General features: G+C 67.6%; 19 protein-coding genes. 11 read left to right on the top strand and 8 right to left on the bottom strand.

The features are described from left to right. Positions 1-7 precede the first annotated feature (7 nt). Complete coding sequence (gene dusB, locus NWF24_RS02735; protein ID WP_258352883.1) at positions 8-1,072, bottom strand: tRNA dihydrouridine synthase DusB; 1,065 nt, start codon at positions 1,070-1,072, stop codon at positions 8-10. A 174-nt stretch (positions 1,073-1,246) separates the two neighbouring features. On the opposite strand from dusB, the gene NWF24_RS02730 reads away from it, so the two are divergent. Further along, positions 1,247-1,711 carry a YqaA family protein gene (locus NWF24_RS02730; protein ID WP_258352882.1) on the top strand — a complete coding sequence of 155 codons (465 nt, stop codon included), beginning with the start codon at positions 1,247-1,249 and terminating at the stop codon, positions 1,709-1,711. On the opposite strand, the gene NWF24_RS02725 is transcribed toward NWF24_RS02730, so the two are convergent. Both NWF24_RS02725 and ychF read right to left on the bottom strand, forming a co-directional pair. Then, entirely contained in the window at positions 1,712-2,386 is a 675-nt protein-coding gene (locus tag NWF24_RS02725; protein ID WP_258352881.1) for a glutathione S-transferase, read from the bottom strand. 122 nt (positions 2,387-2,508) lie between these two features. Next, complete coding sequence (ychF, locus tag NWF24_RS02720) at positions 2,509-3,600, bottom strand: redox-regulated ATPase YchF (protein WP_093056642.1); 1,092 nt, start codon at positions 3,598-3,600, stop codon at positions 2,509-2,511. 208 nt (positions 3,601-3,808) lie between these two features. Here ychF and NWF24_RS02715 point away from each other — a divergent pair, with 208 nt between their 5' ends. The 6 genes from NWF24_RS02715 to rbsD are packed head-to-tail and all read left to right on the top strand — an operon-like array spanning position 3,809 to position 9,867. Continuing rightward, positions 3,809-4,762, top strand: a complete 954-nt coding sequence (locus NWF24_RS02715; RefSeq protein ID WP_258352880.1) for a sugar ABC transporter substrate-binding protein — start codon at positions 3,809-3,811, stop codon at positions 4,760-4,762. A gap of 38 nt (positions 4,763-4,800) precedes the next feature. After that, positions 4,801-6,393, top strand: coding sequence for a sugar ABC transporter ATP-binding protein (locus NWF24_RS02710; protein ID WP_258352879.1), 1,593 nt, complete (start codon positions 4,801-4,803; stop codon positions 6,391-6,393). Beyond that, complete coding sequence (locus tag NWF24_RS02705) at positions 6,390-7,385, top strand: ABC transporter permease (RefSeq protein WP_258352878.1); 996 nt, start codon at positions 6,390-6,392, stop codon at positions 7,383-7,385. Before NWF24_RS02710 ends, NWF24_RS02705 begins: the two co-directional genes overlap by 4 nt. Positions 7,386-7,421: 36 nt before the next feature. After that, positions 7,422-8,513 carry a LacI family DNA-binding transcriptional regulator gene (locus NWF24_RS02700; RefSeq protein ID WP_093056646.1) on the top strand — a complete coding sequence of 364 codons (1,092 nt, stop codon included), beginning with the start codon at positions 7,422-7,424 and terminating at the stop codon, positions 8,511-8,513. Further along, on the top strand, positions 8,510-9,478 hold the full coding sequence (gene rbsK, locus NWF24_RS02695; protein ID WP_258352877.1) for a ribokinase: 969 nt from the start codon (positions 8,510-8,512) through the stop codon (positions 9,476-9,478). Before NWF24_RS02700 ends, rbsK begins: the two co-directional genes overlap by 4 nt. Beyond that, positions 9,475-9,867 carry a D-ribose pyranase gene (gene rbsD / locus NWF24_RS02690; RefSeq protein ID WP_258352876.1) on the top strand — a complete coding sequence of 131 codons (393 nt, stop codon included), beginning with the start codon at positions 9,475-9,477 and terminating at the stop codon, positions 9,865-9,867. Before rbsK ends, rbsD begins: the two co-directional genes overlap by 4 nt. Before the next feature lie 19 nt (positions 9,868-9,886). Here rbsD and NWF24_RS02685 read toward each other — a convergent pair whose 3' ends face one another. Continuing rightward, positions 9,887-10,768: an MOSC domain-containing protein gene (locus tag NWF24_RS02685; RefSeq protein WP_258352875.1), complete on the bottom strand. Its 882-nt coding sequence runs from the start codon at positions 10,766-10,768 to the stop codon at positions 9,887-9,889. Between the two features lie 118 nt (positions 10,769-10,886). On the opposite strand from NWF24_RS02685, the gene NWF24_RS02680 reads away from it, so the two are divergent. From NWF24_RS02680 to NWF24_RS02670, 3 genes are read left to right on the top strand one after another with little or no spacing between them, the layout of a single operon-like run. Beyond that, positions 10,887-12,014: an FAD-dependent monooxygenase gene (locus NWF24_RS02680; RefSeq protein WP_258352874.1), complete on the top strand. Its 1,128-nt coding sequence runs from the start codon at positions 10,887-10,889 to the stop codon at positions 12,012-12,014. A gap of 49 nt (positions 12,015-12,063) precedes the next feature. Next, a complete protein-coding gene (locus NWF24_RS02675; RefSeq protein WP_258352873.1) occupies positions 12,064-12,786 on the top strand; it encodes a DsbC family protein in 723 nt (240 codons plus the stop codon). After that, positions 12,786-14,633: a M61 family metallopeptidase gene (locus tag NWF24_RS02670; protein WP_258352872.1), complete on the top strand. Its 1,848-nt coding sequence runs from the start codon at positions 12,786-12,788 to the stop codon at positions 14,631-14,633. Before NWF24_RS02675 ends, NWF24_RS02670 begins: the two co-directional genes overlap by 1 nt. Here the strand turns inward: NWF24_RS02670 and NWF24_RS02665 are convergent. After that, on the bottom strand, positions 14,630-15,217 hold the full coding sequence (locus tag NWF24_RS02665; protein WP_258352871.1) for a DUF2325 domain-containing protein: 588 nt from the start codon (positions 15,215-15,217) through the stop codon (positions 14,630-14,632). The genes NWF24_RS02670 and NWF24_RS02665 overlap by 4 nt on opposite strands. 73 nt (positions 15,218-15,290) lie before the next feature. After that, a complete protein-coding gene (locus tag NWF24_RS02660; protein ID WP_258352870.1) occupies positions 15,291-15,626 on the bottom strand; it encodes an SMR family transporter in 336 nt (111 codons plus the stop codon). 98 nt (positions 15,627-15,724) lie between these two features. Between NWF24_RS02660 and NWF24_RS02655 the strand changes: the two genes are divergently transcribed. Beyond that, positions 15,725-16,504, top strand: coding sequence for an enoyl-CoA hydratase (locus NWF24_RS02655; RefSeq protein WP_258352869.1), 780 nt, complete (start codon positions 15,725-15,727; stop codon positions 16,502-16,504). 5 nt (positions 16,505-16,509) lie between these two features. Here the strand turns inward: NWF24_RS02655 and NWF24_RS34190 are convergent, their stop codons facing one another. Both NWF24_RS34190 and NWF24_RS02645 read right to left on the bottom strand, forming a co-directional pair. Next, positions 16,510-17,757 carry a hypothetical protein gene (locus NWF24_RS34190; RefSeq protein WP_309148857.1) on the bottom strand — a complete coding sequence of 416 codons (1,248 nt, stop codon included), beginning with the start codon at positions 17,755-17,757 and terminating at the stop codon, positions 16,510-16,512. Further along, on the bottom strand, positions 17,754-18,419 hold the full coding sequence (locus NWF24_RS02645; RefSeq protein WP_258352868.1) for a sigma-70 family RNA polymerase sigma factor: 666 nt from the start codon (positions 18,417-18,419) through the stop codon (positions 17,754-17,756). Before NWF24_RS02645 ends, NWF24_RS34190 begins: the two co-directional genes overlap by 4 nt. Positions 18,420-18,552: the final 133 nt, after the last annotated feature.

Raw genomic sequence — 18,552 nt, 5'->3', positions numbered from 1 at the left:
CTTTTTTTCAATCGACGGCGCAAGCCGCCTCCTCTTCACCCGACGACGCCTCTTCGTCCGCCAGGTGCTGCACGGGCATGCGATCCATGCGGTCCGCCAGCCCGTCGAAATAGTCGCCGACCGCGCGCAGCTGCTCGGCACAGTCCTCGATGGTGTTCATGCGTGCGCGGAACGCTTCGCCGTCGGGCAGCGTGCGCACGTACCAGCCGATGTGCTTGCGCGCCGTGCGCACACCGCTGTAGTCGCCGTAGAGCGCATAGTGCTCCACGAGATGGTCGAGCAGCAAGCGGCGCACTTCGGCGACCAGCGGCGGCGCGCGATGCGTGCCCGTTTCCAGGAAGTGCGCGATCTCGCGAAAGATCCACGGGCGGCCCTGCGCGGCGCGGCCGATCATCACCGCGTCGGCGCCGGTGGCCGCAAGCACGTCGCGTGCCTTCTCGGGCGAGCGGATGTCGCCGTTGGCCACCACCGGCACGCGCACCGCGGCCTTCACGGCGGCGATGGTGTCGTACTCGGCAAAGCCCTTGTAGCCCTGCTCGCGCGTGCGGCCATGCACCGTGAGCATCTGCACGCCGGCCGATTCGAAATCGCGCGCGAGCTTCACTGCGTTGCGGTGCTCCTGGCTCCAGCCGGTGCGCATCTTGAGCGTGACCGGCACGCCGAAAGGCTGCGCCGCATCGACCACGGCCTGCACGATTTCAAGCGCCAGCGGCTCGTCGCGCATCAGCGCCGAGCCTGCCCACTTGTTGCAGACCTTCTTGGCCGGACAGCCCATGTTGATGTCGATGATCTGCGCACCACGCTCGATGTTGTAGACCGTGGCCTCGGCCATCATGGCCGCATCGGTGCCGGCAATCTGCACCGCAATGGGGCCCGGTTCGCCATCATGGTTCGCGCGGCGCGATGTCTTGAGCGTGCCCCAGAGCTCCTTGCGCGACGTGACCATCTCGCTGACCGCATAACCGGCGCCGAGTTCGCGGCACAGCATGCGGAAGGGCCGGTCCGTCACGCCGGCCATGGGCGCGACGAACAGGCGGTTTTCCAGCGTGTGGGTGCCGATCTGCAAGGTCATTGGAAAGAGGAGCGTGCGCGTTCGGCTGCTGAAAAATGAGGCACGATTGTAGCCACGCCGCATTTCAGCGACTGAAACGATTTGCGCCCTGGGTACCCGTACAAACACCGGTGCATTCCGGGGCTTTCTCCTGCGGGGTTGCGAAGCAAGCGCTGCCTATACTGCGCCGACCTTATGCAAGCCTGGCTCGACTCCCTCATGGCGCTGCTGGCGCTGCCGCAGTACGGTCTCTCGACCTTGTTCGTGGCGGCGTTCGTCTCCGCGACGCTACTGCCGGTGGGCTCCGAGCCCTTTCTCTTCGGGCTGCTCAAGCTCAACCCCGACATGTTCTGGCCGGCCATCGCGGTGGCGACCATAGGCAACACGCTGGGGGGCGCGGTCGACTGGTGGATGGGCTACGGCGCGCACAAGGTGGCCGACAAATACTCGCACTCGAAACATCATGTGCGTGTTCTGGGCTGGCTGGAGCGGCTCGGCCCGAAGGCCTGCCTGTTGAGCTGGCTGCCACTGGTGGGCGACCCGCTGTGCGCGGTCGCAGGTTGGCTCAAGCTGCCGTTCTGGCCATGCGTTGCCTACATGACCGTGGGCAAGTTTCTGCGCTACATCACCATGACGGTGGCGCTGCTGCAGATCTTCTGATCAGTTCAACAGGGCGTAGGGGCCGCCGCGTTCGAGCGCGCGCTTGTACGCGGGACGCGCGTGGATTCGCTCCAGGTACGCCATCAGCTTCGGCCGCTTCGCATCGAGCCCGCCGCGCGCCTGCGCAGCTTCGGCCACGAAGCTCATCTGGATGTCCGCGCCCGTGAACGCATCGCCGGCGAACCACTCGCTCTTGCCGAGTTCGGCTTCCATGTAGTTCAGGTGGCTTGCGATGTTCGGGTTGATGAACGCCGACTTCGCCTTGGCCGAGATCGCCTTGGCGATCGGCTTCGCGAAGAAAGGCATCTTGCTCGTCTCGATGCGATCGAACACCAGCTTGAGCAGCAACGGCGACATCGCCGTGCCTTCGGCAAAGTGCAGCCAGTAGCGATAGCGCAGCGCCTCCGGCGAACCGGCCGCAGGCGCAAGGCGGCCGTGGCCGTAGCGCTCGATGAGCGTTTCGATGATCGCGCCCGATTCCGCGAGCGTGAGTCCGTCATCCGTCGTTACCACCGGTGACTTGCCCAGCGGATGAATGGCCCGCAGCGAAGCAGGCGCCAGACTGGTTTGCGGATCGCGCTGGTAGTGAACGATCTCGTACGGCAGCTCGAGTTCTTCGAGCAGCCAGAGCACACGCTGCGAGCGCGAGTTGTTGAGGTGGTGGACGGTGAGCATGAAGGCGGGCCTTGCAGGAAAAATAGGGCGCGCGCAGTCTACCCAACAACATCAAGAAAATCGCGAAGCTCTTTTCGCGAGACACCGAGGAACCGGCTCCGCCGGGCCTCAGGTGTTGCCCCCTACGAACTGAACAGGAAGTTCATCACGTCGCCATCCTTGACGACGTATTCCTTGCCTTCCGAACGCATCTTCCCCGCGTCCTTCGCGCCCTGCTCGCCCTTGAAGGCGATGTAGTCCTCGAACGCGATGGTCTGGGCGCGGATGTAGCCCTTCTCGAAGTCGCCGTGGATCACGCCGGCCGCCTGCGGGCCGGTGTCGCCGATGTGGATGGTCCATGCACGCACTTCCTTCACGCCGGCGGTGAAGTACGTTTGCAGGCCCAGCAGCTTGAAGGCCGCACGGATCAAGCGGTTCAGGCCCGGCTCTTCCTGGCCGATCTCGGCGAGGAACATCTTCTTGTCTTCGTCGTCCATCTCGGCCAGGTCGGCTTCGATCTTGGCGCAGATGGCGACAACCGGAGCGCCCTGCTTGGCGGCATATTCGCGCAGGCGGTCGAGATACGGGTTGTTCTCGAAGCCGTCTTCCGCCACGTTGCCCACGAACATCGCAGGCTTGGCAGTGATGAGCGTGAAGCTCTTGACCAGCGGCAACTCTTCCTTGGTGAAGTCGAGCGCGCGCACCGGCGTGTTCTCGTTCAGCGCGGCCTGGCAGCGCTCGAGCAGGCCGACCAGCTTTTGCGCGTCCTTGTCGCCGGAACGGGCCACCTTGGTGTGGCGGTGCAGCGCCTTCTCGACCGTGGCCAGGTCGGCCAGGCAGAGTTCGGTCTGGATCACTTCGATGTCGGAGATCGGGTCAACCTTGCCGGCCACGTGGATCACGTTCTCGTCGTCGAAGCAGCGCACCACGTTGACGGTGGCGTCGGTCTCGCGGATGTGCGCCAGAAACTTGTTGCCCAGGCCTTCGCCGGTGCTGGCACCAGCCACCAGGCCGGCGATGTCGACGAACTCGACGATGGCGGGCACCACGCGCTCGGGCTTGACGATCTCGCTCAGTTGCGCGAGCCGGGGATCGGGCACTTCCACCACGCCCACATTGGGCTCGATGGTGCAGAACGGATAGTTTTCCGCCGCGATGCCGGCCTTGGTCAACGCATTGAAAAGGGTGGATTTACCGACGTTGGGCAGGCCGACGATGCCGCATTGCAAACTCATGGGAGGTCCTCTTGGGTAACCGGCGATTTTAGGCGAGCATGGTTGCAGGCCCGTCCGGCAGGTCTTCGAGCTCGCATTTGCCTGCTCGAAACCTCAGGGTTAGCACCGACTGGCAAACGTTTGCGCAAACGTTTCCCTCAGCTAACATCAGAGCCCCCGGCAAAGACCGGCGCACCGTTCTGATCAACCACCTCAGGAGACATTCACCATGAAGTTCACCCGCCGTACCCTGCAAAGCGCCGCCGCTCTCACGCTGCTGGGCGCCATCGCCGGAACACCCGCCTTCGCCCAGGACAAGCCCAAGGTCGCGCTGGTCATGAAGTCGCTGGCCAACGAGTTCTTCCGCACCATGGAAGACGGCGCCAAGGCGCACCAGAAGGCCAATGCCGCCCAGTACACGCTGGTGGCCAACGGCATCAAGGACGAGACCGACACCGCCGCCCAGATCAAGATGGTCGAGCAGATGGTGGCGCAGAAGATCAACGCGCTGGTCATCGCGCCGGCCGATTCGAAGGCGCTGGTGCCGGTGATCAAGGCGGCCATCGACAAGGGCATCCTGGTCGTCAACATCGACAACCAGCTCGACGGTGCCGCGCTGAAGGAAAAGGGCATCCTGGTGCCGTTCGTGGGCCCCGACAACCGCGCCGGCGCCAAGCTGGTGGGCGACGCGCTGGCCAAGGAGCTGAAGTCGGGCGACAAGGTCGGCATCATCGAAGGCGTGTCGACCACCTTCAATGCGCAGCAGCGCACGTTGGGCTACCAGGACGCAATGAAGGCCGCCGGCGTGACGGTGGTGGGCGTGCAGTCCGGCCAGTGGGAAATCGACAAGGGCAACACCGTGGCCGCCGGCATGATGCGCGAGCACCCCGACCTGAAGGCCTTGCTCGCCGGCAACGACAGCATGGCGCTGGGCGCCGTGGCTGCGGTCAAGGCCGCGGGCAAGACCGGCAAGGTGCTGGTGGTGGGCTACGACAACATCGGCGCCATCAAGCCGATGCTGAAGGACGGCCGCGTGCTCGCCACAGCCGACCAGTTCGCCGCCAAGCAAGCCGTGTTCGGCATCGAGACCGCACTGAAGGCCATCGCCGACAAGAAGAAGCAGTCGGAGATGCCCGCCGAAGTGAAGACCGACGTGGTGCTGGTCACCAAAGACTCGAAGTAAGCAACCAGAAAGAGCAGACGTTGACAGCATCCGCCGCCATGAATCTCACAACGGCCATGCCCGTGCTCTCGCTGAGCGCCATGGGCAAGGACTATGCGGCGCCGGTGCTGGACGACGTCTCGATCGTGCTCAATGCCGGCGAAGTGCTGGCCCTCACGGGCGAGAACGGCGCCGGCAAGAGCACGCTGTCGAAAATCGTCTGCGGGCTGGTGCAGCCCACGCGCGGCCAGATGCTGCTCGACGGCAAGCCCTTTGCGCCCGGCTCGCGCCGCGACGCCGAGCGGCTGGGCGTGCGCATGGTCATGCAGGAACTCGGCCTCGTCACCACGCTGTCGGTGGCCGAGAACCTGCTGCTCGACCGGCTGCCCAACAAGACCGGCTGGATCCGCCGCAGCAAGCTGCACGAGCTGGCCGCGCGCCAGCTCGCCAAGATCGGCATGGAGAACATCGACCCGGCCACACCCGTGGCTCGGCTGGGCATCGGCCAGCAGCAGATGGTGGAGATCGCGCGCAACCTGCAGGACGACACGCGCGTGCTGGTGCTCGACGAGCCCACCGCCATGCTCACCCCGCGCGAAACCTCGCACCTGTTCGAGCAGATCGAGCTGCTGAAGACGCGCGGCGTGGCCATCGTGTATGTGTCGCACCGCCTCGAAGAATTGCAGCGCATCGCCGACCGCGTGGCCGTGCTGCGCGACGGCCGGCTGGTGGACGTGCGCGCCATGGCCGGCGTGCGCGAATCCGAACTGGTGCAGCGCATGGTCGGCCGCGCGGTGCACGAGCATGAAGGCCGCGACCGCCGCGTGGCCGGGCCCGTGCTGCTGAGCGCACGCGGCATCGGCCGGGCGCAGGTCGTGCGCGACGTAGACATCGACCTGCATGCGGGCGAAGTCATGGGCCTGGCCGGTCTGGTCGGCTCGGGCCGGACCGAACTGGTGCGGCTGCTGTTCGGCGCCGACCGCGCCGACCGCGGCGAAATCACCCTTTATGAAAACGGCCAGCCCACGCAGCACGCGCGCAAGGGCTGGCGCTCGCCGATGCAGGCCATCCGCGCGGGCATCGGCCTCGTCACGGAAGACCGCAAGTCGCAAGGCCTGCTGCTGACGCAATCGATCCGCGTCAACGCCACGCTGAGCGACCTGGGCGCGATCTCGCACGCCGGCTGGCTGCAGCGCGCCAAGGAGCGCAGCATTGCGCAGAAGCTGGTGGAACTGCTGCGCATCCGCTCGCGCAGCATCGAGCAACCGGTGGCCACGCTCAGCGGCGGCAACCAGCAGAAGGTGGTGTTCGCGCGCTGGCTGCATCGCGAATGCAAGGTGCTGCTGCTCGACGAACCCACGCGCGGCGTGGACGTGGGCGCGCGCGCCGACCTGTACGCCGAACTCGACCGCATGACCGACGCCGGCAAGGCGCTGCTGATGGTGTCGAGCGACCTGCGCGAACTGATGGCCATGTGCGACCGCATCGGCGTGATGAGCGCCGGCCGGCTGGTCGCGGTGTTCGAGCGCGGCGAGTGGACCGAACAATCGCTGCTGGCCGCAGCATTCAGCGACGCGACAGGACGCGCCGCCAGCCCGCCGACGGTATCTCCCGTTTCCGATTCGACCCCGGTCACCGCCGACACACAATGAACGCCGAAGCCTCCACCAAACAAAACCTGCCGGCCTCGCCCTCCGCACTCAAGGGCCAGCTCGGCACCTACCTGGGCCTGACGGTCGTGCTCGTGGGCATGATCGCGCTCTTCGGTTCGCTGAGCGAATACTTCCTGACGCGCGAGACCTTCGTCTCCATCGCGAACGAGATTCCCGCGCTGGCGGTGATGGCGGTCGGCATGACCTTCGTGCTGATCATCGCGGGCATCGATCTTTCAGTCGGCTCGGTGCTGGCGCTGAGCGCGGCCGTCACGGCGGCGGCGATCCTCGAATGGAAGCTCTCGGTGCCGGTGGCCGCGGTGCTCGGCCTCGTTACCGGGCTCATCTGCGGCACGGTCACGGGCGCGGTGTCGGTCGCATGGCGGCTGCCAAGTTTCATCGTTTCGCTGGGCATGCTCGAAGCGGTGCGCGGCGGCGCCTACCTCGTGACCGATTCGCGCACGCAATATGTGGGCGACGCCATCTCGGGCCTGGCCGCGCCGTGGATCGGCGGCATCTCGGCCGCCTTCGTGCTGGCGGTGGTGCTGGTGGTCATCGGGCAGATGGTGCTCACGCGCACGGTATTCGGCCGCCATGTGGTGGGCATCGGCACAAATGAAGAAGCCATGCGCCTGGCGGGCGTCGACCCGCGCCCCATCCGCATCATCGTGTTCGCCGTTACCGGGCTGCTGGCCGGCCTCGCGGGCCTGATGCAATCGGCGCGCCTCGAAGCAGCCGACCCGAACGCCGGCGTCGGCATCGAGCTGCAGGTGATCGCTGCCGTGGTCATCGGCGGCACCAGCCTCATGGGCGGCCGCGGCTCGGTGATCAACACCTTCTTCGGCGTGCTGATCATCGCGGTGCTCGAAGCGGGCCTTGCGCAGGTTGGCGCGAGCGAGCCGAGCAAACGCATCATCACCGGTGCCGTGATTGTGGTGGCGGTCATCATCGACACCCTGCGCCAGCGCCGTGCCGACCGCCGTCTGGCCTGACGACAGAATCCCGCCCCACCAGGAACAGGAAAAGCCATGGCCACCATCAAAGACGTCGCACTCAAGGCGGATGTGTCCGTCACCACCGTGTCGCACGTGGTCAACGACACCCGCCACGTGAGCGCCAAGGTGCGCGAGCGCGTGGAGCTCGCCATCCGCGAGCTGGGCTACGTGCCCAACGCGATGGCGCGCAGCCTGAAGAGCAACACCACCTCGACGCTGGGCATGCTGATTCCCAACAGCTCGAACCCCTACTTCGCCGAAATCGTGCGCATCGTGGAGGACCGCTGCTTCGGCGCCGGCTACACGCTGGTGCTGTGCAACACCGACGACGAGCCCCACCGCCAGAGCGTCTACCTGCAGGTGCTGGCCGAACGCCGCATTGACGGGCTGATCGTGGTGTCGACCGGCGCGGGCGACGACGACTCCCTCATGAAGCAGCTGCGCGGCCTGCGCATGCCCACGGTGCTGGTCGACCGCGAGATCGCCGACCCGGCCTGCGACCTGGTGGAAACCGCGCACATGCAGGGCGGCCTGCTCGCGGTGCGGCACCTGCTGTCGCTGGGCCACAAGCGCATTGCCTGCATCGGCGGACCGGTGGGCGTGATGCCGAGCGAGCAGCGCATCGAAGGCTGGCGCATGGCGCTGGCCGAAACTGGCGCAACACCCGACATCGCGAATGCCGAAGCGCTGCTGTGGCGCGGCGGCTTCACCAGCCAGGGCGGCTACGAGGCAATGCACGCCATTCTTCGCACCGAGCGCAAGCCGTCGGCCGTGTTCGTCTGCAACGACCTGATGGCCATCGGCGCGCTGCGTGCCGCGCATGAAAGCGGCGTGCGGGTGCCCGACGAACTCTCGATCGTCGGCTTCGACGACATCGAACTCTCGGCCTACACAAGCCCCCCGCTCACCACCGTGGCGCAGCCCAAGGAGCGCATCGGCGCGCTGGCGGTCGACATGCTGCTCGAACGCGTCGGCGGCAAGCGGCGCGATGCGCGCAAGGTGGTGCTGCAGCCCGAGCTGCGCGTGCGCGCCTCGACCGCGCGGCACGCGAGCTTCCGCGAGCCCGCAGCTCCTGTCGCGACCGAAACGCCTTCAACGGAAACCCGAAAGTCCCGCACCCCGTGAGCCTGAAGCCTTCTTCTTCCACCAGTTCCTCCCAGGCGCCGCGCATCGTGGTGCTCGGCAGCCTCAACATGGACCTGGTGCTGCGTGTGCCGCACGCGCCGGCCGCGGGCGAGACCCTGCTGGGCCATTCGATCGCCAACATTCCGGGCGGCAAGGGCGCCAACCAGGCCGTGAGCTGCGCGCGCGAAGGCGGCCAGGTGCAAATGATCGGCTGCGTCGGCGACGACGCGCACGGCCAGTCGCTGCGCCAGGCATTGGAGCGCGACGGTATCGACACCGCCGCGCTGCGCACCGTGGCGGGCGAGCCGACCGGCACGGCGCTGATCCTTGTGGAGGACAGCGGCCAGAACCGCATCGTGATGATTCCCGGCGCCAATGCCCGGCTCGAGATCGACGAAGCCGCGCTGAAGCAGCAGGTGCAGGGCGCGGCCTTCCTCGTGACGCAGTTCGAGACACCGATGGACCAGGTCGCGCGCGCCATCGCGGTGGCGCATGGTGCGGGCTGCAAGGTGTTGCTCAACCCGTCGCCGGTGCAGGCGATAGCCGAACCGCTTTGGCCGCAGATCGACACGCTGGTCGTCAATGAAATCGAGGCGCAGACGTTGTGCGGCCAGTCGGCCGACAGCCCGCAGGAAGCCGCTCAGGCCGGTCAGGCCCTGCGCGCCAAGGGGATTGCGCGCGTAGTCGTCACGCTCGGCGCGCGCGGCGCCGTGGCAGTCGATGCCGACGGCGCGCGCCACCATCCCGCGCCGAAGGTACAGGCGGTCGACACCACGGCCGCCGGCGACACCTTCCTGGGCGCGCTCGCAGTCGCGCTGGGCGAAGGCCAGTCCTTCGATGAAGCCGTGCGCCTGGGCATCCGCGCTGCCGCGCTGTGCATCCAGCAGCCCGGCGCCCAGCCCTCCATTCCGCAGCGCGACGCCGTGCTGCGCAGCCCCCTGCCTCCCGACTGGATCAAGCTGTGAAACGCTCTCCCCTGCTGCACGCCGAACTGTCCCATGTGATCGCCTCGCTGGGCCATGGCGACATGCTCGTGCTCGGCGACGCCGGCCTGCCGATTCCCGACGGCCCGCGCCGCATCGACCTCGCCGTGGCACGCGGCGTGCCGCAGCTCACCGACGTGTTGCAGGCGGTGCTGTCGGAAATGCAGGTGGAAAGCATCGTTGTGGCCGACGAGGCGCTGGGCGATGCGAAGAAGCTGCCGGGCTGGTATCCGCAGTCGCTGGGCATCGCGCCGCAGACGGTGTCGCACGAAGAATTCAAGCGCCGCAGCGCAAAAGCCCGCGCCGTCGTGCGCACGGGCGAGTGCACGCCCTACGCCAACATCATCCTGATTGCCGGCGTGAAGTTCTGAAGCGCCGGCCTGGCGCTGGTCATTCGAACTTGTAGTTCGCGCCCACCGCCTGCCCGACCTTGAGCATGTGCTCCACGCCCTGGATCACGATGCAGTTCATGCCGAAGGTGATGCCGCCGTCCACGCGCACGTCGGCGCGGTAGGTGCGCAGCGTGTCGCCAACCTCCGGGCTGCTGAGGGCCGTGGCCGGATCGATGTCGGGAATCGGGCAGCGCGTGCAGGGCTTGACGGGGCGCAGCTCAGCCTCGCCTTCGCCGGTCGTGATGTGCAGCGCATCGACCCGGTCCTCGTCGTGCGACTCGATACCCGCCAGCACGATGTTGGGACGGAAGCGCTCGATGCCCACTGCCCCGTGGCCCTGCGCCGCGAGGCGTTCGTTGAGCTCGGCCAGCGAGCCTTCGCTTGCCACCAGCAGCGCGTAGCCGTCGGCGAACTGGGTCTGCGCCTCGACGCCATCGGTCCACTTCATGCTCGACAGGCGCTTGTGCTCGGGGTCGAAGCGCACGAGGCGCAGGGTCTGTGGCTTGCCGGGCTCGGAGAGAAAGTCGCTGAACCACTGCGCGGCGATGTCGCCCATGTCGTAGGCGGCCACGTCGTCGTTCCACACGCGCACCCGCACCGGCTCCTCGACCCGATCGAAGGCCAGGTGCAGCGCCAGCATGCCGGGGGCGCGCAGCACCACTTCCATGTGCTTCATCTGCGGCTTGATCAGCGCCATGCGCGGCAGCTGCCGCTGGGAGACGAATTCGCCCTGGGCGTCGACCACCATCCAGGCCCGGTCGAACTCCAGCCCCGTCTCGGTCAGCAGCATTTCGGGAAGCTCGACCCCGGCGCAGGACTTGACCGGGTAGACGAACAGGCGCGCGATGGTGGCTTCGAGGTCGAAAGCGGGCTGGGACACGGTGGGGGTTCCTTGGAATTCGGCCGCAATTGTCCCGCATCGCGGCAGCCGGAAGACCTTGGCGCCCCGGGGGAAAGGCGCCAGGCGCGGGCTGGCGGGCAACTCCTACAATCCTTTGATGGCCCTCCCCCCTGAAGTTTGCATTCGCGGCGCCGGCATCGTTGGCCGTACGCTGGCCCTGCTGCTCGCGCGCGAGCGTGTGCGCGTCGCGCTGGTGGTGCCGCCGGCCATGCAGGGCAAGGAAGACATCCGCGCCTACGCGCTCAACACCGCCTCCCGCACGCTGCTCGAATCGCTGCGCGCCTGGCCCGATGCGGCCCATGCCACGGCCGTGCGCGAAATGCTCGTGCATGGCGACGAAGGCGGGCGGGTGCAGTTCAGCGCCGCGCGCCAGAAGGTCGATGCGCTGGCCTGGATCGTCGACGTGCCCGCGCTCGAGCAGCAACTGGCCGACGCGGTGCGCTTCCAGCCCCTGATCGAAGTGGTGACCGAGCCCGTGGCCGCCCCACTCACCGTGGTGTGCGAAGGCAAGGCCAGCACCACGCGCGAAGCCCTCGGCGTGAGCTACGAGGTCACGCGCTATCCGCAACACGCGATCGCGGCGCGCCTGGAGGCCGAGCAGTCGCACGACGGCATCGCGCGCCAGTGGTTCAACGACAAGGGCGAGGTGCTCGCGCTGCTGCCGCTCGGCGGCGCGCACGGCAAGACGGTCGCGCTGGTGTGGTCAGTTGACCAGCTGCGCGCGCCCGAACTGCTCGCGCAGGGCAACGACGAATTCAACGCAGCCATCACCGACGCCAGCCACAACGCGCTCGGCGCGCTCAAGCTCACGAGCGAGCGTGGCGCCTGGCCGCTGGCCCGCGCCATCGCCGACCGCTGGACCGGCGCCATGCCCGGGCAGCCGAACCGCTCCTGGGCACTGGCGGGCGATGCAGCCCACACGGTGCATCCGCTGGCGGGCCAGGGCCTGAACCTGGGCCTGGCCGATGCGGCCGCGCTGGCCGACGTGATCAAGAACCGCGACTACTGGCGCAGCGTGGGCGATGCACGCCTGCTGCGCCGCTACGAACGCGCCCGCCGCGCCGACGTGCTGCAGATGAGCCTGGCGACCGACGGATTGCAGCAGCTTTTCGCGCACAACCTGGGTCCGCTTCCTGCATTGCGCAACTGGGGCATGCGCGGCTTCGACCGCACGCGCCTCGTCAAGCGCTGGATCACGGCGCAGGCCATGGGCCTGAAGGCCTGACACGACCCGCACCTCTTTTAGATTTAGAACCGAACCAACGGATCTCCCGATGACACTCGTACGCAACCTTCTACTCGCCGCCTGCACGCTGGGCGCGGTCGTGGCCGCCACAGCCGGCGAAGCCGAGATCCGCAAGAACCTGCCCGCACGCATTCCGCAGTTCCCGGCCATCGACGAAGTGTCGAAGTCGCCGATTCCGGGTGTCTACGAAGTGCGCGTGAACGGCTCGCAGATCTTCTACACCGACGAGCAGGGCAACTACCTCATCCAGGGCAACCTGATCGACGTGAAGTCGCGCAAGAACCTGACCGAAGAGCGCGTGGAAAAGCTCAGCGCCGTCGCCTTCGACCAGCTGCCGCTGAAGGACTCGATCAAGATCGTGCGCGGCAACGGCAAGCGCAAGCTCGCGGTGTTCGAAGACCCGAACTGCGGCTACTGCAAGCGCTTCGAGAAGGACATGAAGACGGTCGACAACGTCACCGTGTACCTGTTCCTGTACCCGGTGCTGGGCCCCGATTCGAACATCAAGTCGCGCGACATCTGGTGCAGCAAGGACAAGGGCAAGGCCTGGGGCGACTGGATGGAATCGAGCACCCGTCCCACCACCGCGACGGGCAATTGCGACGTGACCGCGCTGCAGCGCAACGTCGAGTTCGGCCGCAAGTACAACATCACCGGCACGCCCACGCTGATCTTCAGCGACGGCACGCGCACGCCCGGCGCCATTCCCGCAGAGCAGGTCGAGAAGCAACTCGCCGCTTCGTCCAGCTGATGGCGACGAAGACCGTTTCGCGGCGCGCCGCCGCTGTCGCCGCACCCGTGGCGGGCGTGCGCTATCGCGTCGAATGCGCGGACCTGCACGCGCATCTGTTCAGCGTGACGCTCACCATCGACGCGCCCGCCGCGCAGCAGCACGTGTCGCTGCCGGTGTGGATTCCGGGCAGCTACCTGGTGCGCGAATTCGCCAAGAACCTGCAGGGCCTGCGCGCCACGCAGGGCCGCCGCAAGCCGGCGCTGATGCAGCTCGACAAATGCAGCTGGCTCGTTGAATGCACGCCCGGCCAGCCGCTGGTGCTGCATTACCAGGTCTGCGCGTACGACAACTCGGTGCGCACTGCCTGGCTCGACGCCGAGCGCGGCTTCTTCAACGGCACCAGCGTGTGCCTGCGCGTCGAAGGCCAGACCGAGGCGCCGCATGCGCTGGAGATCGTCGCGCCCAAGCTGGCCGACGACGCCGCGCGCTGGTCGTGCGCCACTGCCCTCGTTCCGCTGAAGGCCGACAAGCAAGGCTTCGGCAGCTACCAGGCCTCGGGTTACGACGAGCTGGCCGACAGTCCGGTCGAGCTGGGCGCTTTCTGGAGCGCCGAATTCGAAGCCTGCGGCGTGCCGCACCGCTTCGTGGTTGCCGGTGCCGCGGCCTCGTTCGACGGCGAGAAGCTGATTGCCGACACCAAGGCGATCTGTGAAGCCGAGATGCGCTTCTGGCACGGCGACAAGGTCGGCAAGCGCGGCGGGCCGAAGCCGCCGATCGACCGCTACGTGTTCATGCTCAATGCGGTCGACGACGGCTACGGCGGGCTCGAACACCGCCATTCCACCGCGCTGATCTGCAACCGCCGCGACCTTCCGCAGCGCGGCGAAAAGAAGAAGCAGCCCGATGGCTACACCACGCTGATGGGCCTCATCAGCCACGAGTACTTCCACACCTGGAACGTCAAGCGCATGCGGCCGGCCGAGTTCGCGCGCTACGACTACAGCCAGGAGAACTACACGCAGCTGCTGTGGTTCTTCGAGGGCTTCACCAGCTACTACGACGACCTGCTGCTGCGCCGCGCCGGTCGCATCGACGACGCAGCCTACCTGCGCCTGCTGAACAAGACCATCAACCAGGTCATGCAGACGCCGGGCCGCCTGGTGCAGCCGGTGGCCGACGCGAGCTTCGACGCCTGGGTCAAGTACTACCGCCAGGACGAGCAGACGCCCAACAGCACGGTGAGCTACTACACCAAGGGCGCGCTGGTGGCGCTGTGCTTCGACCTCACGCTGCGCCATGAAGGCAAGGGTTCGCTCGACGACGTGATGCGCCACCTGTGGACGCAAAGCAGTGGCGGGCCCATCAGCGAGGCCGACATTGCAGCGGCGCTCGAGGCCGTGAGCGGCCGCTCGTATGCGCTGGAGCTGGCGCGCTGGGTGCATTCGACCGAGGAGCTTCCGCTCGCGCAATTGCTGCGCGCGCACGGCGTGGCCACGCTGGAGGACCCGTCGCAGCAGGCGCAGGCGTTGGGCCTGCGCGTGGCCGAGGCCAATGGCAGCGTGCAGGTGAAGGTGGTGTTGCGCGGCGGCGCGGCCGAGAAGGCCGGCTTCTCCGCAAACGACGAGTGGATCGGCATCGAATTGCCCGCTGTCGGCAAGAAGGGCCAGCAGCAGGCTGCGCAGGCCTGGCGCATCGCCAAGCTCGACGACTTGGCGCTGTACCTGGGCGATGCCGCGAAGTGCACGGCCATCGTGGCGCGCGACCGCAAGCTGATCAGGCTGCCGCTGGTGTTGCCTGTCGGCGTGACCACCTGGCGCCTGTTCTCGCACGACGCCACGAAGGTGGCGGGCTGGTTGGCCGGCTAGGCGTTTTCTGCCGTAGTCGGGTGCCGCACGAAGAGCATCGGCTGCGGCTCACCGACCAGCACGCAGGGTTTGCCGGTGCGTCGGCAGTGGTCTTGCACACGCCAGTAGGCGCCGTGGCTCACGCAGCCGGTCTGGCAGATCACGAGGTCGGCGGCGCGCAGGCTGGCTTCGAGCGCGGGATCGTCCGCGTCGTCGCCACCGTCGTGGTGCAGGTAGCGGCCACCGGCAATCTCGACCAGCTGGCGCGCGAGCGAAGGCGCCTCGTCTTCATGGCCGACGCACAGCACAGCCTTCTCGCGCAGGTCGGCGGGCGCCTGCGGTTCGGGCGGCGTCTTCAGGTGGCGCTTGCTGCCCGGCGACAGCAGCGCGCTCAGCCGCTTCGGCAGCGCACCGCCCGTGGCGGCACGCACTGCGAGCTCTTCGCGCACGATGGCAATGGCCGAGTCGCGCGCCACCAGCGCGCCACGCAAACGCACGATCTGCGCTTCGAGCCTTTCGACGAGCGCGGCCTGCTCGACCAGCAGGCGCGAGCAGCGCTCCTGCACGCGGGCATAGGCCCGCAGCAACACGGCATGTTCTTGCATCGGGAACTCCATGGCGGGCATTCTAGATGAGAACAATTCTCAACTAAAAGCCACGTGCGCCGAGCAGGGTCGCTCAGTGGGAAACCGACTTCGAAAACACGTTCACGACCACCACGCCCGCGATGATCAGCGCGAGCCCCGCAATGGCCGGCCCGTCGAGCTTCTGCCCGAACCACAGCCAGCTCACCAGCGAGATCAGCACGATGCCCACGCCGGACCAGATCGCATAGGCGATGCCCGTGGGGATGGTGCGCAGCGTGAGCGAGAGAAAGAAGAACGCGATCACATAGCCCACCACCGAGGCCAGCGTGGGCCACAGCCGGGTGAAGCCTTCGGACCCCTTGAGAAAACTGGTGGCGATCACTTCGGCCACGATGGCGACGAACAGGTAGGCGTAGTTGGAACTCATGGCGGGCACTCTATGGGAACTCGCAATGCCCCGCCACCCGCGCCGGCCATGCTGGGTATAGTGAAGCGCGTTTTTCTTCCCCTTCCCCCGGAGACACCATGAGCTACGAAAACATCGAAGTGCGGACCGAAGCAGGCAAGGTCGGCATCATCACCCTCAACCGTCCGAAGGCCCTGAATGCGTTGAACGACGCGCTCATGACCGAGCTGGGCCAGGCCCTCAAGGCCTTCGATGCGGACGACGCCATCGGCTGCATCATCCTCACGGGCAGCGAGCGCGCCTTCGCGGCCGGCGCCGACATCGCGGCGATGGCCAAGTACAGCTTCATCGACACCTACAAGGGCGACTACATCACGCGCAACTGGGAAGCCATCCGCTCGATCCGCAAGCCCGTGATTGGCGCGGTGGCCGGCTTCGCATTGGGCGGCGGCTGCGAGCTGGCGATGATGTGCGACTTCATCATCGCGGCCGACAACGCCAAGTTCGGCCAGCCCGAAATCAAGATCGGCGTGATCCCCGGCGCCGGCGGCACGCAGCGCCTGCCGCGCGCGGTGGGCAAGAGCAAGGCCATGGACATGGTGCTCACGGCCCGCATGATGGACGCCGCCGAAGCCGAGCGCGCCGGCCTCGTGAGCCGCGTGGTGCCCTTCGAAAAGCTCGCCGATGAGGCGCTGGGCGCGGCGCTGATCATCTGCGGCTACTCGCAGATCTCGGTGATGGCGGCGAAGGAATCGGTCAACCGCGCCTTCGAAAGTGGCCTGAGCGACGGCGTGATGTTCGAGCGCCGCCTGTTCCACGCGCTGTTCGCCACCGTCGACCAGAAGGAAGGCATGGACGCCTTCCTCAACAAGCGCGCGCCGGATTTCAAGAACGCCTGATCTGATCAGCGCGTAAGCAGCGAGCGCAGCGCGTCGAGCGCCTGCGCCGGCGGCGTGCCGACGAGAGCCGCGCCGCCGGGCTGCGATGTCCAGCGCACCTGGCCGCCGGCGATTTCCAGCACGGCGAGCAGCGCATTGCCTCGGTACAGCTCAAGCCGCGCCTCGACCGGTGCGGCGAGTGGTTCATCGGGCGTCGTGGCCGAACGCGCCACGGTGCTCACGAGCGCCGGCAGGCCTTCGATGTCGCCGCGCTCGTGGCGCACGCTGGCGCCTGAACGCGTGAAGTTGAAAGACGTCCATCGCTCGAGTGCGGAGAAGGACGTTGCCGCGCTCCGAGACCTTGTCATGGCCTTGGCGGCAGCGCCAGGCGCGGTCGAACTCAGTCCGCCGGAAAGTTCAGCGCTGGCGTTGTCCTGGTTCGCGGGCGCGGCGGCTGGTGGCGGTGGTGCTGCCGCTGCGGGCGCTCCTGCCGCATAAGCACTTCGCCGTTCGTTTTCCACGCGCGCTTCGCGGCGTTCATCGCGAACGACGGGCGCGGGTGCGGATTGCTCGGCCACGACGGCAGGCGGCGTAGAAGGCACGGCCGGCTCGGCGGGAGCGGCCGGCACAGGCGCGGCGGGCGCAGGGGCTGCCTGCTTGAGAGATGGCTGCGGCGCAGCTCGCTGGGGGGCATCTGCACTCGCCGCATCAGCGGCCTTCTTGGGGGAAGAAGAGTCGCGCGCGACCGGGGCCTTGGCGCGTTGCTCGGCTGCAGGTGCTGCGGGCGCTTTTGCGACGGCTGGCGGCGGCGCAGCGGCGGCCGCCGGTGCTTCGGCTGAAGTCGCAACCTCCGCGGCCGATTGAGCTGGTGCCGGTGCAGGTGGTGCAACCGGCGCCGGCGCTTGCGCAGTCGCCCCGCCCACACGCGCTTCACCATCGAGTCGCACATCAGGCACTGGCTCGCGATGCCACAGCACCGCCACGAAGCCAGCCACCAGCACCGTCGCGAAAGCCGCGTTCCACGGCATGCGCGCACGCGGCTCACCGCCACCGCCGAAAAGGCGTCGCCACCACGATGCGGCGCTCGCGCTATTGGCGGCAGGGCTCGCTGTCACCGACGCAGGAGCCAGGTTGTGCGCCATCTTCAGGATCGCGGCGCGCGTGCGCGGATCGGGCGTTGCCTCGCTGTCGGGTGCATGGTCCAGCGCGCGGCGCAGCGCGGGGTCGCGCAGATCGCCGTTGTCGTCGTCGAATTCGGTGTTGTTGCCGCTCATGCCCGTTGCTCCAGCACCGACAGATAGCGCTCCATGCAGCCGCGCAGTTTTTGCAAGCCATAGCGCAGGCGGCTGCGCACGGTCTCGAAGCCAATCTCCAGGCTCGCGGCCAGCGCCTCGACGGTCAGGCCGTCCTCATGGTGCAGCAGGAACGCGGCTCGCTGCTCAGCCGGCAGTTCATCGAGGCAGGCCAGCAAGCGACGACCCGCGGCGCGCCAGAACGCCAGCTCTTCGGCCGACGGATGCGCCGCCGCATCGACGGCCCCGCGCACGCCGCGGTCGAGCGTGGGCACGGGGTCGCTGTCGTCGTCCGGGTGCGCATCGAGCGTCACTTCGCGCCCGCTCACGCGCAGCCGGTCCATCGCCAGGTTGTGCGCAATGGTGAAGGCCCAGGTGCGCCACGTCGCGCCCTGTGGCGAGAAGCTGTCGCGCGCCGAGATGATCCGCACCCACGTGTCCTGGAACACCTCGTCGGCCTGCGCCACGAGCCGCGCGCCCAGCAGCCGCTTGACGAAGCGGAACAGTCCGCCTTCGTGGCGCGCGTAGAGCACGTCGAACGCGGCGGCGTCGCCTTGTGCGTAGGCCAGCATCAACTGGTCGTCGGGCATGGCCTGGCGCTCGGGGGCGTTCTTGGCGGAAGGGGCGCGGGGAAGCGCGGACATCGAAGGATTTTCACCCCAGCTTGTACGGGCGGCGGACCGCACCGGGGTTCGGGGTGGCAAAAAAAGTCGACGAGGCTCAACCCCGCTGGCGGTGGCCGGCCGTATCAGCCTGCACCCAACAACCCGGAGTGCT

Origin of the sequence: Variovorax paradoxus (assembly GCF_024734665.1) — a bacterium.
GTDB lineage: Bacteria > Pseudomonadota > Gammaproteobacteria > Burkholderiales > Burkholderiaceae_C > Variovorax.
This window is presented reverse-complemented; position numbering and strand designations above follow the sequence as displayed.

Coding starts and splice junctions, on each gene's coding strand:
- NWF24_RS02710 (WP_258352879.1), top strand. CDS start 4,801: ATGAATCTCACAACGGCCATGCCCGTGCTCTCGCTGAGCGCCATGGGC.
- NWF24_RS02675 (WP_258352873.1), top strand. CDS start 12,064: ATGACACTCGTACGCAACCTTCTACTCGCCGCCTGCACGCTGGGCGCG.
- NWF24_RS02660 (WP_258352870.1), bottom strand. CDS start 15,626: ATGAGTTCCAACTACGCCTACCTGTTCGTCGCCATCGTGGCCGAAGTG.
- NWF24_RS02645 (WP_258352868.1), bottom strand. CDS start 18,419: ATGTCCGCGCTTCCCCGCGCCCCTTCCGCCAAGAACGCCCCCGAGCGC.
- NWF24_RS02680 (WP_258352874.1), top strand. CDS start 10,887: ATGGCCCTCCCCCCTGAAGTTTGCATTCGCGGCGCCGGCATCGTTGGC.
- NWF24_RS02725 (WP_258352881.1), bottom strand. CDS start 2,386: ATGCTCACCGTCCACCACCTCAACAACTCGCGCTCGCAGCGTGTGCTC.
- NWF24_RS02715 (WP_258352880.1), top strand. CDS start 3,809: ATGAAGTTCACCCGCCGTACCCTGCAAAGCGCCGCCGCTCTCACGCTG.
- ychF (WP_093056642.1), bottom strand. CDS start 3,600: ATGAGTTTGCAATGCGGCATCGTCGGCCTGCCCAACGTCGGTAAATCC.
- NWF24_RS34190 (WP_309148857.1), bottom strand. CDS start 17,757: ATGAGCGGCAACAACACCGAATTCGACGACGACAACGGCGATCTGCGC.
- NWF24_RS02670 (WP_258352872.1), top strand. CDS start 12,786: ATGGCGACGAAGACCGTTTCGCGGCGCGCCGCCGCTGTCGCCGCACCC.
- dusB (WP_258352883.1), bottom strand. CDS start 1,072: ATGACCTTGCAGATCGGCACCCACACGCTGGAAAACCGCCTGTTCGTC.
- NWF24_RS02730 (WP_258352882.1), top strand. CDS start 1,247: ATGCAAGCCTGGCTCGACTCCCTCATGGCGCTGCTGGCGCTGCCGCAG.
- NWF24_RS02655 (WP_258352869.1), top strand. CDS start 15,725: ATGAGCTACGAAAACATCGAAGTGCGGACCGAAGCAGGCAAGGTCGGC.
- NWF24_RS02705 (WP_258352878.1), top strand. CDS start 6,390: ATGAACGCCGAAGCCTCCACCAAACAAAACCTGCCGGCCTCGCCCTCC.
- NWF24_RS02665 (WP_258352871.1), bottom strand. CDS start 15,217: ATGCAAGAACATGCCGTGTTGCTGCGGGCCTATGCCCGCGTGCAGGAG.
- NWF24_RS02700 (WP_093056646.1), top strand. CDS start 7,422: ATGGCCACCATCAAAGACGTCGCACTCAAGGCGGATGTGTCCGTCACC.